The organism is Cellulomonas denverensis (assembly GCF_012396125.1).
Classification (GTDB): domain Bacteria; phylum Actinomycetota; class Actinomycetes; order Actinomycetales; family Cellulomonadaceae; genus Cellulomonas; species Cellulomonas denverensis.
Genome location: NZ_JAAXOX010000002.1, coordinates 125809 through 140075 on the forward strand (window position 1 = coordinate 125809; position 14267 = coordinate 140075).

Genomic DNA, 14267 nt, shown 5'->3' on the forward strand with positions numbered 1-14267 from the left:
TGCGCCCGCCCGTGCACCCCGGAGCGCCGACGACCGGGGAAGGCGCAGATGGGCATCCACACCGACGACGACGCGATGGCGCGCGCCCTGGAGCTGGCGCGGCGCGGACCGGTCGCCGGGCCCAATCCGCGGGTCGGCTGCGTGCTGCTGTCCGGGGACCGGGTGATCGGCGAGGGCTGGCACCGTGGCGCGGGCACCCCGCACGCCGAGGCCGCCGCGCTGGCCGACGCCGCCGAGCGCGGTGAGGACACCCGGGGAGCGACCGCCGTGGTCACCCTGGAACCGTGCGCGCACACCGGCCGGACCGGGCCGTGCGCCCGGACACTGATCGAGGCCGGCGTGGCGCGGGTCGTGGTCGCCGTGCCGGACCCCAATCCGGTGGCCGGTGGCGGGATCGACCTGCTGCGCGCGGCCGGGATCGAGGTCCGGGTCGGGCCCGGCGCCGACGCGGTCCGCCGGATGCTGGCGCCCTGGCTGATCGCCGTGGGCCGGGGCCGCCCGTTCGTCACCCTGAAGCTGGCCGGCACACTGGACGGCCGGGTCGCCGCCGCGGACGGCACCAGCCGGTGGATCACCTCCGCGGAGTCCCGGGCGCATGCGCACGCGATGCGGGCCGAGGTGGACGCGCTGCTGATCGGGACCGGCACCGCGCTGGCCGACGACCCGGCCCTGACCGCCCGTACCGCGAGCGGCGAGCTCGCCGGCCATCAGCCGCTGCGGGTGGTGCTCGGTGACCGGGAGCTGCCGCCGGGACGGCTGCACGGCCCGGGCGGCGAGCTGGTGCGGATCCCGGGCCACGATCCTGCCGCCGCGCTGGCGGTGCTGGCCGGCCGGGAGGTCCGGCACGTGCTGGTCGAGGGCGGTCCGACGATCTCGGCCGCGTTCCTGCGGGCCGGGCTGGTCGACCGGGTGCTGGCCTACCTGGCTCCGGTGCTGCTGGGCGCCGGGCGGTCCGCGGTCGGCGACCTGGGGATCGGAACGCTGGCGGACGGTGTGCGGTTGCACACCGAGGATGTGCTCCGGCTCGGGCCGGACGTGCTGCTGATCGCCCGGGCGGGCGACGGCGAGGAGGAGGTCTGATGTTCACCGGGATCGTGGAGGAGGTCGGCGTCGTGCTGGCCTCGGACGACGGCGCACGGCTGCGGATCAGCGGCCCGCTCGCCGCCTCGGACGCGGGGCACGGCGACTCGATCGCGGTGAGCGGGGTCTGTCTGACCGTGACCGAGCTGCCCGGCGACGGCAGCTTCGCCGTCGACGTGATGCCCGAGACGCTGCGCCGGACCGCGCTCGGCGGGCTGCGACCGGGGGACCGGGTGAACCTGGAACGGTCGCTGCGGGCCGACACCCGGCTCGGCGGTCATGTGGTGCAGGGGCACGTCGACGGGGTGGGCACCGTGCTGGCCCGCGACCCGGGTGAGCGCTGGGACACCGTGCGGATCGGGCTGGACCGGGATCTGGCCCGGTTCGTCGCCGAGAAGGGCGCGATCACCGTCTCCGGGGTGTCGCTCACCGTGACCGCGGTCGGCGACGACTGGTTCGAGGTCGGGCTGATCCCGACCACCCTGGCCGAGACCACCCTGGGCGAGCTGGCGGTCGGCGCGCCGGTGAACCTGGAGGTCGACGTGCTGGCCAAGTACGTGGCCCGCCTGCTGGAGACGGGGGACCGGCGATGAGCCTCGGCACCGTCGAGCAGGCACTGGACGCGCTGCGGGCCGGGCGCCCGGTGTTGGTCGCCGACAACCCGGACCGGGAGAACGAGGCCGACGTGGTGCTGGCCGCGGAGCTGGCCGCGCCGGAGTGGGTGGCCTGGACCATCCGGCACTCCTCCGGGTACCTGTGCGCGCCGATGACCGGCGACCGGGCCGACGCGCTGGCGCTGCCGCTGATGGTGCCCGCCAGCCAGGACCCGCGCCGCACCGCGTACACCGTCACCGTGGACGCGGCGACCGGCGTGACCACCGGCATCTCCGCCGCCGACCGGACCCGGACCCTGCGGGTGCTCGCCGACCCCGGCACGGGCGCCGAGGACCTGATCCGGCCCGGGCACGTGCTGCCGTTGCGGGCGGTGCCCGGCGGGGTGCTGCACCGGGCCGGTCACACCGAGGCGGCGGTCGACCTGTGCCGGCTGGCCGGTCTGGCCCCGGTGGCCGCGATCGCCGAGCTGGTCAACGACGACGGCACGATGATGCGGCTGTCGCAGACCGAGGAGCTGGCCGAGCGCGAGGGTCTGGTGGTGCTGACCATCTCCGACCTGATCGCCTGGCGCACCGCCCACGACGATCTGCCGGAGGCGGCCGAACCGGTCACCGGCCCCCGGGTGCACCGCACCGCCGAGGCCACCCTGCCCACCCGGCACGGCGAGTTCCGGGTGATCGGCTACCGCGACCTGCGCACCGGTGCCGAGCACGCCGCCCTGGTCGCCGCCACCGGCCTGGTCGACGGCCCGATCGTCCGGGTGCACTCGGAGTGCCTGACCGGCGATGCCTTCGCCTCCACCCGCTGCGACTGCGGGCCCCAGCTGGACGAGTCGCTGGCGATCGCCGCGGCCGAGGGCGGGGCCGTGGTCTACCTGCGCGGGCACGAGGGCCGGGGGATCGGGCTGCTGGGCAAGATCGCCGCCTACGCCCTGCAGGACGAGGGCCGGGACACCGTCGAGGCGAACCTCGACCTCGGCTGGCCCGCCGACCGGCGCGAGTACGGTGCCGCCGCCGCGATCCTGGCGGACCTGGGCGCCCAGGACATCACCCTGCTGACCAACAACCCGGCGAAGGTCGCCGGGCTGACCGCCCACGGGATCCGGGTGGCCGAGATGCGCGGCATCCAGGTCGGCCGGACCCCCCAGAACGAGGCCTACCTGCGCACCAAGGCGCGGGCGATGGGCCACCTGCTGCCCGGACTGAACGAGGAGGACAACCGATGAGTGGTGCCGGAGCGCCGTCGCTGACCGTGAACGGCCGTGGACTGCGGGTGGTGGTGGTCGCCGCCTCCTGGCACACCCAGGTGATGGACGGGCTGCTCGCCGGTGCCCGCCGCGCGCTGGCCGACGCCGGGGTGGAGCGGGTGACCGAGATCCGGGTGCCGGGCAGCTTCGAGCTGCCGGTCGCCGCCGCGAAGGCCGCCCGGTCCGGGGCGGATGCGGTGGTGGCGCTCGGTGTGGTGATCCGCGGCGGGACCCCGCACTTCGACTACGTGTGCCAGGCCGCGACCTCCGGGCTGACCGACGTCGCGGTGAGCACCGGGGTGCCGGTGGGCTTCGGCCTGCTCACCTGCGACGACGAGCAGCAGGCGCTGGACCGTGCCGGGCTGCCGGGCTCCACCGAGGACAAGGGCGCCGAGGCGGCCGAGGCGGCGGTGGCGACCGTGGTCGCACTGCGCGCCCTGTGACCGGGCCGCTGGGCTGGCTGTTCGACGCCCAGCTGGTGATCGCCGGGCAGGCGGTGCTCTGGCGCGAGGTGATCGGCAACCTGTTCGGCCTGGCCTCCGCGCTGGGCGGGATGCGGCGCCGGGTCTGGGCCTGGCCGGTCGGCATCGTCGGCAACGTGCTGCTGTTCACGGTGTTCCTCGGCGGGGTGTTCCACACCCCGCAGGACCGGGACCTGTACGGCCAGGCCGGGCGGCAGGTGTTCTTCGTCGCGGTGGCGGTCTACGGCTGGGTGCGCTGGCGGCAGACCCGGCGCACCGGCGGCGAGGGGGCACCGGCGGTGGTGCCGCGCTGGGCCGGGGTGCGCGGCTGGATCCAGCTCGCCACGATCGGCGTGGTCGGCACCGTGGTCTTCGCGCTGGTGTTCCGGGCGCTGGGCTCCTGGGGGCCGTGGGCGGATGCCTGGATCTTCGTCGGGAGCTTCCTGGCGACCTACGGGATGGCCCGCGGCTGGATCGAGTTCTGGCTGATCTGGATCGCGGTGGACGCGGTCGGGGTGCCACTGTTGCTGTCGGCGGGCTACTACCCGTCGGCGGTGCTGTACCTGGTCTACGCGGGGGTGGTGAGCACCGGCTTCGTGGTCTGGTGGCGCGCCCGCGGCGAGGGCACACCCCAGCAGGTGACCGCGGCGGCCGGGGTGGACGGGTGAACGCCCGGCCGAGGGGGTCGTCTACCCTGGCCCCCGTGAAGACGTTCGAATCGCTGTTCGCAGAGCTGTCCGACAAGGCGATCACCCGGCCGGAGGGCTCGGGGACCGTGCGGGAGCTGGACGCCGGGGTCCATGCGATCGGCAAGAAGATCGTCGAGGAGGCCGCCGAGGTCTGGATGGCGGCCGAGTACGAGGGCAACGAGCGCACCGCGGAGGAGATCTCCCAGCTGCTCTACCACCTGGAGGTGCTCATGGTGGCCAAGGGCCTCACCCTCGACGACGTGTACCCCCACCTCTGATCGCCCCTTCACTCCCCGAGACAGGACCCACCCCGTGCTGAGGATCGCCGTCCCCAACAAGGGCTCGCTCTCCGAGCCCGCCGCCGCCATGCTGAGCGAGGCGGGTTACCGCCAGCGCCGCGACTCCCGCGAACTGGTGCTGCCCGACCCGGACAACGGCGTCGAGTTCTTCTTCCTGCGGCCCCGTGACATCGCCGTCTACGTCGGCACCGGCACCGTGGACGTCGGCGTCACCGGCCGCGACCTGCTGCTGGACTCCGAGTCCCCGGCCACCGAGCACCTGCAGCTCGGCTTCGCCCGGTCGACCTTCCGGTTCGCCACCCAGGCCGGCACCATGACCGATGTCCAGCAGGTCGCCGGCCGCCGGGTCGCCACCTCCTACCCGGTGCTGGTCGCCGACTACCTGCGCACCCAGGGCGTCGAGCCGGCCGAGGTGGTGCGGCTGGACGGTGCGGTGGAGACCGCGATCCGGCTCGGCGTCGCGGACGTGATCGCCGACGTGGTCGAGACCGGCACCACGCTGCGTGCCGCCGGGCTGGAGGTCTTCGGCGAGCCGATCCTGAAGTCCGAGGCGGTGCTGATCCGCCGGGCCGAGGGCGAGGAGCCGACCGGCCTGGACGTGCTCACCCGCCGGCTGCAGGGCGTGCTGACCGCCCGCGAGTACGTGCTGATGGACTACGACGTGCCGGTGTCCCTGGTCGACCAGGCGGTGGCGGTCACCCCCGGTCTGGAGTCGCCGACGGTCTCCCCGCTGCACAACGGCGAGTGGGCCGCGGTCCGCGCGATGGTCCGGCGCTCGGAGACCAACCGGGTGATGGACACGCTCTACGACCTCGGCGCCCGGGCGATCCTGGTCACCTCGATCCACGCCTGCCGGCTCTGAACGGTCGATCCGGGGGCGACGGATGACGACCGATCACCCGGGGCTGTCCGCCCCGTTCCGGCCCCGGGCCGCCCGCTGGGTGTCCGGGGTGCTGGCCGCGCTGGTCGCGGTCGGCACCGTGCTGCTGCTGGTCCTGCTGCCCGGCACCGGACTGTCCGGCTACGGCACCTTGGACCGGACCGGCTTCGCGCTGCTCGGCATCGGGATCGTCTGGTTCTGCTGGCGGCAGGCCACCGTCCGCGCGGTGCCACAGTCCAGCGGCCTGCGGGTCCGCAATCTGGCCACCACCCGCACCGTCGAGTGGGCGGCGATCGTCTCGATCCGGTTCGGCCAGGGCCGGCCCTGGGTCCAGCTCGACCTGTCCGACGGCGACACGCTCGCGGTGATGGGCATCCAGCGCGCGGACGGGCAGTTCGCCGAGCAGGAGGCGCGCCGGCTGGCCACCCTGGTCGCCCAGCGCACCCGCACCGCCCGCGACGACTGACCCGGCCCTGCGACCTCCGGCGCGGTGGTCAGGCGGGCAGGACGCTCGCCGCGTGCACGCCCGCGGCCGCGGCGGCGAGGAACGCGGCCGGGTCCTGGTCCAGTCCGCGGCCCATGGTGGACAGCCGGACCGGTGACGTGCCGAGCGCGGTGTACAGGTCGGCGCCGACGGGGACGTCGATCAGGCGGTGCCGGGGCTGGAGGGCCTGGACCTGCTGGCCGATCCGGCGGCCGAGGCCGTCCAGCGGCGGGAGCAGGTCGCTGAGCGGGTCGGGGTCGAACACCGGGACCACGACCTCCGCGGGGGCCAGCGCGACCCGGCCGTAGGCGGTCAGCGAGTGGTGCGACACGCCCAGGTGCCGCTCGCGGGGGTCGGTGCCGGAGACCCGGAGCGAGGCGATCGGGCGGCCGTGCAGCACGGCGGTGGCGTTGAGGGCCTCACCGGCGGCGACACCGGAGAAGCCCCACCGGGTGCCGGTGCCGAGGTTGCCCGGCCCCTGGGCCACCACGATCACGTCGGCGCCGACCACCGCACGGGCGGCCAGCAGCGCGGTGTGCACGGTGACCGCCTCCAGGTCGCCGCCGAAGGCCTGCCCGGCGGTCAGGCAGGAGGCGATCCAGCCGGCCTCGCGCAGCCCGGCGACCGTCCGGGAGAACCAGGCGGGAAGGGCGCCGCCGTCGGTCATCACGTAGGCCACGGTGGGGGCGGGGCGGCCGGCCAGCGCGGCACCGTGCCGGAGTCCGGCGATGATCGCGGGCACGGCGGAGTGCAGGTCGGCGACCACCACCGGGGTGCCGTGCAGGTCGTCGGCGTCCCGCAGCAGGTCGTGGTGCGGGGACTCCTGGTCGTCGACGCCGAGCACCATCGCCTGCAGCGGGGTGTACCGGGCCTTGACCAGGTGGCCCGGACCCTCCGGCGGGTCGGCGGGCAGCCGGTCGGCGGAACCCGGGCCGATCACCAGCGCATAGCCGCCGGTGCCCAGTCCGCGGGCGAGCGCGGAGACGTTGAGCAGCACGGTGTCGCCGGGGGAGAACCGGCCGACCAGCTCGGGATAGGCCAGCGCCCGGACGGTCACGGGGTCGGTGTCGAGGGTCACGGAGACGGTCAGTTCCAGGGCTCCGGGCCACTGCTTGCCGACCGACTCCACCACACCCGCACGCCATGTCATCACCGGACCACGCTACCGGCCACTACGGTTGTCCCGATGCCCGAACAGATTCCTCCCGCCGAGCGGCTGCTCAACCTGGTCATCGCCCTGGTGCACACCCCGGGCCGGATGACCAAGGAGCAGATCCGCCGCACCGTGGCCGGTTACGCCGACGCGGCCAGTGACGACGCCTTCGAGCGGATGTTCGAGCGCGACAAGGACACCCTGCGCGAGCTCGGGATCCCGGTGACCACCGTGACCGCGGTGGGGCACGGCGACGACGTCGGCTACCGGGTCGACCAGGACGCCTATGCGCTGCCGCCGGTGCAGCTGACCTCCGCGGAGCTGGCGGCGCTGTCGCTGGCGGCCGAGTTCTGGCAGGACCGGTCGGTGCGCACCGAGACCAGCCGGGCGCTGACCAAGCTGCGCGCGGTGGGCGACGACGGTGGCGCCACCGAGCTGGTCTCCGGGCTGACCCCGGCGGTGCGGGCGGGCGGTGACGCCTTCCGGCCGCTGCTGGACGCGGTGCAGGACCGGCAGCGGGTGCGGTTCACCTACCGGGCGGCGAACACCGGTGAGGTGCGCGAGCGGGTGGTCGAGCCGTGGCGGCTGGTCGCCCGCCGGGGTGGCTGGATCCTGGTCGGCCGGGATGTCGACCGCGCGGCGCCGCGCTCGTTCCGGTTGAGCCGGATCGAGGGCAAGGTGCGCGCGGACGGCGGGCCGGGGTTGTTCGAGCCGCCGGTTCCGGAGCAGGTGGAGTCGGCGCTGCGCACCTGGGAGACCGGGCAGCTGCGCACCGCGATCCTGGCGCTGCGCCCGGAGCGGGCCGAGGTGCTGCGGGCCCGGGGCGGGGCGCTGGAGCCCGATCCCACCCGGGCACCGGACCGCGACCTGTACGCGGTGCAGTACCGGTCGACCTGGGAGCTGGCCGAGGAGGTCGTCACCTACGGCGACGCGGTGCTGGTGCTGGACCCGCCGGAGCTGCGGGCCGAGGTGATCCGGCTGCTGCGCACCGCGGCGGCCCTGGACGGGGGCCGGCACGATGGCTGAGCGGGCGAGCGAACGACTGCTGCGGCTGATCGGGATGATCGGCTACCTGGACCGGCACGAGGGCGTGCCGGTGGACCGGGTGGCCGAGCACTTCGGGGTGAGTGCCGCGCAGGTGATGGCCGATGTGGACACCCTCTGGATGAGCGGGACCCCGGGCTACTACCCGGAGGACCTGATCGACTTCGACGCCGACTCCTACGACCGGGGTGTGCTGCGGCTGGTCGAGGCGCGGGGGATGACCCGGCCGTTGCGGCTGAGCACCCGGGAGGCGGTGACCCTGGTGGCGGCGCTGACCGCGATGGTGGCGGATCTGGCGCCCACCCTGGAGCCGGAGCAGGCCGAGGTGCTGCGCTCCGCGCTGGCCAAGCTGACCGATGCCACCGGTGAGGCGGCGCACGCGGTGGACGTCCGGCTGGCGGTGGACGGCCGGCCGGAGGTGGTGGCGGCGGTCCGGGACGCGCTGGCGCGAGGCCGCCGACTGCGGATCCGGTACGTGAACGCCTCGGACGTGGCGGGGGAGCGGGAGGTCGACCCGCTGCGGCTGACCACCTCCGACGAGCGGTCCTACCTGCAGGCCTGGTGCCACCGGGCCGGCGGCGAGCGGCTGTTCCGGCTGGACCGGATCGTGGCGGCGACGGTGCTGGACACCGCGGCCGAGCCGCATCCGGGCGCCGGTCGTGGCGCCACCGTGCAGTTCCGCCCGGACCCCGGCGGCGACCGGGTGACGCTGCACCTGCGGTCCACCGGCCGGTGGGTGGCCGAGACGGTGCCGGTGGAGGAGGTGCGCAACCTCCCGGACGGCAGCTTCGAGGTCGATCTGCTGGTGGAGCAGCCCGCGTTCCTGCAGGCGCTGGTGTTGCGCGCGGCCGACGACCTGGTGGCGGTGCGCCCGCCGGAGGTCGCCGCCGCGGTGGCCGGGGTGGCCCGGGCGGCGCTGGACGCCTACGGTCCGATGGACGTGCCCGAGGACGGGGAGGAGACCCGATGATCTGGTGGCTGCTGTGGACCGTGCTGGTCCTGGCGACCATGGTCGGTGCGTTCTTCCTGGGCCGGGACCTGTGGCGCAAGGGCCGGGCGCTGCTCGCCGAGCTGGACCGCGCCGCGCAGGTGATGGGCGAGCTCGCGGAGGCCACCGGCCGGCTGGCCGAGGAGGCGCGGGAGGCCGAACGTGCCGCGCTGGCCGCCGCGCAGGCGCTGCCCACCCGGGAGGCCGCCCGGGCCCAGTGGCGGGCCAACCGGGAGCGGATCGCCGAGCGCAAGGAGGCCCGGCGGCTGCGGGACGAGGAGACCCGGCGCCGCTGGCGTGCGCTCAGCCGCTGAGCCGGTCACAGTGCACAATCGCCGAAACCGGACGTTCCGGGTGCTGTCCCCCGCGTGTCGCGCCAGTTAGGATCGCACCAGCATCGTCCTCGAGCGACAGGAAGAGCAGATGCTCGGCAACGCCATCAAGCCCTGGCACATCGTGGTGCTGGTCATCGTCATCGTGCTGCTGTTCGGCGCCAAGCGGCTGCCGGACCTCGCCAAGAGCGTCGGCCAGTCGCTGAAGATCTTCAAGAACGAGGTCAAGGACCTGACCACGGACGACAAGGACGCCACGGTGCAGCCCGGCGGCACCACGTCGGCACCGACAGCACAGTCGGCCCCGTCCCAGCCGGTGCAGCAGCCCGGCAGCACCACCCACCCGCCGTCGGGCGGCAGTAGCAACACCCCGTCCTGACCCGAGGTGGCACGCAAGCGACGTCGGCTCAATCCCGACGGCAGGATGCCCCTGCGCGAACACCTGGTGGAGCTGCGCAAGCGGCTGTTCCTGGCGGCGGCGGGGATCGCGGTCGGAGCGGTGGCCGGGTGGTTCCTCTACGAGCCGGTCTTCGAGCTGTTGCAGCAGCCGCTGCTGGACGCGGCGGCCGAGCGCGGCGGCAATGTCTCGGTGAACTTCGCCGGGCTGGCCACGGCCTTCGACATGCAGCTCAAGGTGTCGCTGTTCCTGGGCGCGCTGGTGTCCAGCCCGTGGTGGCTGTTCCAGCTGTGGGCGTTCATCACGCCCGGGCTGACCAGCAAGGAGCGCCGGTCGGCCTTCGGGTTCCTGGCGGCCGCGGTGCCGCTGTTCCTGGCCGGGTCGGCGCTGGCCGCCTACGTGATGCCGACCGCGGTCCGGGTGCTGACCGACTTCACGCCGCGCGGGGCGTCCAACTTCATCGACGCCCAGACCTACCTGAGCTTCGTGATGCGGTTCGTGCTGGCCTTCGGGCTGGCGTTCGTGCTGCCGGTGATCATGGTGTGCATCAACCTGGTCGGGCTGGTGCCGGCCCGGACCTGGGCGAAGGGCTGGCGCTGGGCGGTGCTGCTGGCCTTCGTCTTCGCCGCGATCATGACGCCGACCCCGGACGCGATCACGATGATCGTGATGGCGCTGCCGATCTGCGGGCTGTACTTCGCCGCGCTGGGGATCTGTGTGCTGCACGACCGGCGGGTGGCCAAGCGCGCGAGCACCGAGCCGGACGCCGAACCCGTCGCCGACACGGGAGCCGAACCCGCGTGAGCCACCTGGGAGTCGTGGTGAACCCGGTCGCGGGCAAGGGCCGGGGCAGCGGGACCGGGCGGCGGGCGCTGGCGGCGCTGCGCGACCGGGGTCACCGGGTCGAGGACCTGTCCGCCACCGATCTGCTGACCGCCACCGCCCACGCCCGCCGCGCCGCGGTCGCCGGGCTGGACGCCCTGATCGTGATCGGCGGGGACGGCCTGGTGCACCTGGGGGCGCAGGTGGTGGCCGAGACCGGACTGCCGCTGGGGATCGTGCCGGCCGGCACCGGGAACGACGTGGCCCGGTCCCTGGACCTGCCGCGCGGCCTGGACGCCCAGCTCGCCGCGATCGAGCACGGCCTGGCCGAGGGCCCGCGCCCGATCGACGCCGTGCGGGTCGGGCCCACCCGGCACTCGGCGCGCGAGTGGTACCTGGGCGCCCTGAGCTGCGGGGTGGACGCCGCGGTGAACGCCCGGGCCAATGCGATGTCCTGGCCGCGGGGCTCGGCGCGCTACGTCCGGGCACTGGTGGCCGAGCTGGGCGGCTTCCGGCCCTACGGCTACCGGGTGACCACCGACGAGGGCGTCTGGGAGTCCGCCGGGACCGTGGTGGTCGCCGCGAACGGCCCGTGGATCGGCGGCGGGATCAAGGTCGCCCCGGACGCCCGGATCGACGACGGTCTGCTGGACGTGGTGGTCGCCGGGCCGTTCAGCAAGCCCGGGGTGGTCCGGATCTTCCCGGGGATGTACACCGGGCGGCACCTGCGCCACCCGAAGGTGCAGGTGATGCGCACCACCCGGCTGCTGGTCGAGCCGATGCCGGCCCTGGGCGGGATGCCGCCGGACGCGCACGCCGACGGGGAGCGGATCGGGCCGCTGCCGCTGGAGGCCGTGGTCGAGCCGGGCGTGGTGCAGGCGCTGGTCTGAACGGGCGCTGTCGGGGCCAGCACCTAGGCTGAGCGGGTGGCACGCGATACCCAGCAGACCGAGCTCTCCCCGGCGGAGCGCTATGCCGCCGCACGACGCCGGGCCGCCGCCGAACGCAGCGAGCTCGCCGTGTTCCGTAGCCGGCTGGACTTCGAGCTCGACGACTTCCAGGTGCAGGGCTGCGAGGCGGTGGAGCGCGGGTCCGGGGTGCTGGTCGCCGCCCCCACCGGCGCCGGCAAGACCGTGGTCGGCGAGTTCGCGGTGCACCTGGCGCTGGCCCAGGGCCGCAAGGCGTTCTACACCACCCCGATCAAGGCGCTGTCCAACCAGAAGTTCCACGACCTGGTGCGCCGGCACGGGGCCGACCGGGTCGGGCTGCTGACCGGCGACACCACGATCAACGGCGAGGCGCCGGTGGTGGTGATGACCACCGAGGTGCTGCGGAACATGCTCTACGCCGACTCGCCCACCCTGGACGGCCTCGGCTACGTGGTGATGGACGAGGTGCACTACCTGGCCGACCGGTTCCGCGGGCCGGTGTGGGAAGAGGTGATCATCCACCTGCCGGACGACGTGCAGGTGGTGTCGCTGTCCGCCACGGTGTCCAACGCGGAGGAGTTCGGCGACTGGCTGACCACCGTGCGCGGCGACACCGAGGTGGTGGTCTCCGAGGTCCGGCCGGTCCCGCTCGGCCAGCAGGTGATGGTCCGCGACCGGTTGCTGGACCTGTACGCCGGGCACGTGGACCCGACCGCGCCGGGCAAGAACCCGCCGATCAACCCCGAGCTCGGTCACGAGCTGCGCCGGGCCACCCGGGCGGACGGGCCGCCGCCGCACAAGCGCCGCGGCCCGGGCGACCGGGGGTTCCGCGGACCGGGCGGCCGGCGTGGCGGGGAGGCGATGGGCCCGCGCCCGGTGCCACGGCCGGTGATGATCGACGTGCTGGACGAGGCCGGGTTCCTGCCGGTGATCGACTTCATCTTCAGCCGGGCCGGCTGCGACGCCGCGGTGGCGCAGTGCGTGGCCGGTGGCGTGCGGCTGACCACCCCGGCCGAGCAGGCCGAGATCCGGCTGATCGCCGAGGAACGGTGTGCCGCGATCGCCCCGGAGGACCTGGACGTGGTCGGGTACTGGGGCTTCGTCGACGCCCTGACCCGCGGGGTGGCCGCCCACCACGCCGGGATGCTGCCGGCGTTCAAGGAGACCGTCGAGGAGGCCTTCGTCCGCGGACTGGTGAAGGTGGTCTTCGCCACCGAGACGCTGGCGCTGGGGATCAACATGCCCGCGCGCTCGGTGGTGCTGGAGAAGCTGGTCAAGTGGGACGGCTCCGGCCACGTCGACCTGACACCGGGGGAGTACACGCAGCTCACCGGCCGGGCCGGGCGGCGCGGGATCGACACCGAGGGACACGCGGTGGTGATCGGCCGCGCCGGGCTGGACCCGATGGCGCTGGCCGGCCTGGCGTCCCGGCGGCTGTACCCGCTGAAGTCGGCGTTCAAGCCGACCTACAACATGGCGGTGAACCTGATCGCCCAGGTCGGCCGCACCCGGGCCCGCGAGGTGCTGGAGACGTCCTTCGCGCAGTTCCAGGCGGACCGGGGCGTGGTGGGGCTGGCCCGCCAGGCGCAGCAGCACGCCGAGGCGCTGAGCGGCTACGCCGAGGCGATGAGCTGCCACCTGGGCGACTTCGCCGAGTACGCGGCGCTGCGCCGGGAACTGTCCGACCTGGAGCGCGGGGTGCACCGGGCCGCCGCGGCCGACCGGCGGCGCGCTGCCGCGGACAGCCTGGCCGAGCTGTGCACCGGCGACGTGGTCGCGGTCCCCGGTGGCCGGCGGCCGATGCACGCCGTGGTGGTGGAGGCCGGTGGCCAGGGCGGGTTCGAGGGCGCGCGGCCGCTGGTGCTCACCACCGAGCGGGAGCTGCGCCGGCTGAGCGCCCAGGACCTGGACGGCGCGCTGAGCCCGGTCGGGCACCTGCGGGTGCCGAAGGGCTTCGCGCCCCGGGCCGCCTCGCACCGGCGCGACCTGGCGGCGCAGCTGCGGGCCGAGATCGCCGCGGGCCGGGTGCAGGCGCCGCCGCCGGGCAAGCGTGGCCGCCGCGGTCCGCAGCCCCGGGACGAGGACCAGCGGATCGCCGACCTGCGCCGCGAGTTGCGCGCCCACCCCTGCCACGGCTGCCCGGAACGCGAGCAGCACGCGCGCTGGGCGGAGCGCTGGTACCGGGCGGACGGCGAGCACCGGGCGCTGGTCCGGCGGATCGAGGGCCGGACCGGGTCGATCGCGGTGGTCTTCGACCGGATCTGCGATGTGCTGGTCCGGCTCGGCTACCTGGAGCGGGCCGAGGACCTGCAGATCACCGACGACGGCCAGTGGCTGCGCCGGCTGTACGCGGAGAACGACCTGCTGCTGGCCGAGTGCCTGCGCCGCGGCGCCTGGGCCGGCCTGGACGTGCCCGGCCTGGCCGCGGTGGTGTCCGCGGTGGTGTACTCCGCGCGCCGGGACGACCGGGACACCGATCCGGCGATCCCCGGTGGCCCGCACGGCAAGCTCGGCACCGCCCTGGACGCCACGGTGCGGATCTGGTCCGAGCTGGACGACCTGGAACAGGGTCACCGGCTGTCCTCGACCCAGCCGCTGGACCTCGGCATCGTCACCGCGGTGCACCGCTGGGCGGCCGGCCGCGGGCTGGATGCCGTGCTGCGCGGATCGGACCTGGCCGCCGGCGACTTCGTCCGGTGGTGCAAGCAGGTGGTCGACGTGCTGGACCAGGTGGCGAAGGCCGCGCCGGACCCGCAATTGCGCGCCGTGGCCCGCAAGGCGATCCCGGCGGTCCGTCGTGGTGTGATCGCCGACGCCGGGACCTGATCGGGCACGTAGGCTGACCGCT

Annotated in this window: 16 protein-coding genes; 15 read left to right on the plus strand and 1 reads right to left on the minus strand. The window is 74.7% G+C overall.

The window, feature by feature from the left end:
- The first annotated feature begins 48 nt into the window (after window positions 1-48).
- From ribD to HGA03_RS04435, 8 genes are read left to right on the plus strand one after another with little or no spacing between them, the layout of a single operon-like run.
- Window positions 49-1080 (plus strand): bifunctional diaminohydroxyphosphoribosylaminopyrimidine deaminase/5-amino-6-(5-phosphoribosylamino)uracil reductase RibD, encoded by a 1032-nt coding sequence (ribD, locus tag HGA03_RS04400; RefSeq protein WP_239073448.1) that lies wholly within the window; start codon window positions 49-51, stop codon window positions 1078-1080.
- Window positions 1080-1673, plus strand: coding sequence for a riboflavin synthase (locus HGA03_RS04405; RefSeq protein WP_168629026.1), 594 nt, complete (start codon window positions 1080-1082; stop codon window positions 1671-1673). Before ribD ends, HGA03_RS04405 begins: the two co-directional genes overlap by 1 nt.
- A complete protein-coding gene (gene ribB / locus HGA03_RS04410) occupies window positions 1670-2920 on the plus strand; it encodes a 3,4-dihydroxy-2-butanone-4-phosphate synthase (RefSeq protein WP_168629027.1) in 1251 nt (416 codons plus the stop codon). The genes HGA03_RS04405 and ribB overlap by 4 nt, the downstream gene beginning before the upstream one ends.
- The gene (gene ribH, locus HGA03_RS04415) at window positions 2917-3384 is read left to right on the plus strand and encodes a 6,7-dimethyl-8-ribityllumazine synthase (RefSeq protein WP_168629028.1); all 468 of its coding nucleotides are present in this window, start codon (window positions 2917-2919) and stop codon (window positions 3382-3384) included. The genes ribB and ribH overlap by 4 nt, the downstream gene beginning before the upstream one ends.
- Window positions 3381-4070: a nicotinamide riboside transporter PnuC gene (pnuC, locus tag HGA03_RS04420; RefSeq protein ID WP_168629029.1), complete on the plus strand. Its 690-nt coding sequence runs from the start codon at window positions 3381-3383 to the stop codon at window positions 4068-4070. The genes ribH and pnuC overlap by 4 nt, the downstream gene beginning before the upstream one ends.
- 35 nt (window positions 4071-4105) lie before the next feature.
- Window positions 4106-4369 (plus strand): phosphoribosyl-ATP diphosphatase, encoded by a 264-nt coding sequence (locus tag HGA03_RS04425; RefSeq protein ID WP_168629030.1) that lies wholly within the window; start codon window positions 4106-4108, stop codon window positions 4367-4369.
- A 34-nt stretch (window positions 4370-4403) separates the two neighbouring features.
- On the plus strand, window positions 4404-5252 hold the full coding sequence (gene hisG, locus HGA03_RS04430) for an ATP phosphoribosyltransferase (protein WP_168629031.1): 849 nt from the start codon (window positions 4404-4406) through the stop codon (window positions 5250-5252).
- Window positions 5253-5274: 22 nt separating this feature from the next.
- Window positions 5275-5736, plus strand: a complete 462-nt coding sequence (locus tag HGA03_RS04435; protein WP_168629032.1) for a PH domain-containing protein — start codon at window positions 5275-5277, stop codon at window positions 5734-5736.
- Window positions 5737-5764: 28 nt separating this feature from the next.
- Here HGA03_RS04435 and HGA03_RS04440 read toward each other — a convergent pair whose 3' ends face one another.
- A complete protein-coding gene (locus HGA03_RS04440) occupies window positions 5765-6907 on the minus strand; it encodes a DUF3866 family protein (protein WP_168629033.1) in 1143 nt (380 codons plus the stop codon).
- Window positions 6908-6940: 33 nt separating this feature from the next.
- On the opposite strand from HGA03_RS04440, the gene HGA03_RS04445 reads away from it, so the two are divergent.
- The 7 genes from HGA03_RS04445 to HGA03_RS04475 all read left to right on the plus strand — a co-directional run bounded on the left by HGA03_RS04445 (window position 6941) and on the right by HGA03_RS04475 (window position 14245).
- Entirely contained in the window at window positions 6941-7933 is a 993-nt protein-coding gene (locus HGA03_RS04445; RefSeq protein ID WP_168629034.1) for a helix-turn-helix transcriptional regulator, read from the plus strand.
- On the plus strand, window positions 7926-8921 hold the full coding sequence (locus tag HGA03_RS04450; RefSeq protein ID WP_168629035.1) for a helix-turn-helix transcriptional regulator: 996 nt from the start codon (window positions 7926-7928) through the stop codon (window positions 8919-8921). Before HGA03_RS04445 ends, HGA03_RS04450 begins: the two co-directional genes overlap by 8 nt.
- Complete coding sequence (locus tag HGA03_RS04455) at window positions 8918-9253, plus strand: hypothetical protein (RefSeq protein WP_168629036.1); 336 nt, start codon at window positions 8918-8920, stop codon at window positions 9251-9253. Before HGA03_RS04450 ends, HGA03_RS04455 begins: the two co-directional genes overlap by 4 nt.
- A 109-nt stretch (window positions 9254-9362) precedes the next feature.
- Complete coding sequence (gene tatA / locus HGA03_RS04460; RefSeq protein ID WP_168629037.1) at window positions 9363-9650, plus strand: Sec-independent protein translocase subunit TatA; 288 nt, start codon at window positions 9363-9365, stop codon at window positions 9648-9650.
- Between the two features lie 45 nt (window positions 9651-9695).
- Window positions 9696-10472 (plus strand): twin-arginine translocase subunit TatC, encoded by a 777-nt coding sequence (tatC, locus tag HGA03_RS04465; RefSeq protein ID WP_168629038.1) that lies wholly within the window; start codon window positions 9696-9698, stop codon window positions 10470-10472.
- A complete protein-coding gene (locus tag HGA03_RS04470; RefSeq protein WP_168629039.1) occupies window positions 10469-11380 on the plus strand; it encodes a diacylglycerol/lipid kinase family protein in 912 nt (303 codons plus the stop codon). Before tatC ends, HGA03_RS04470 begins: the two co-directional genes overlap by 4 nt.
- A 36-nt stretch (window positions 11381-11416) precedes the next feature.
- Window positions 11417-14245: a DEAD/DEAH box helicase gene (locus HGA03_RS04475; RefSeq protein ID WP_168629040.1), complete on the plus strand. Its 2829-nt coding sequence runs from the start codon at window positions 11417-11419 to the stop codon at window positions 14243-14245.
- The last annotated feature ends 22 nt before the right edge of the window (window positions 14246-14267 follow it).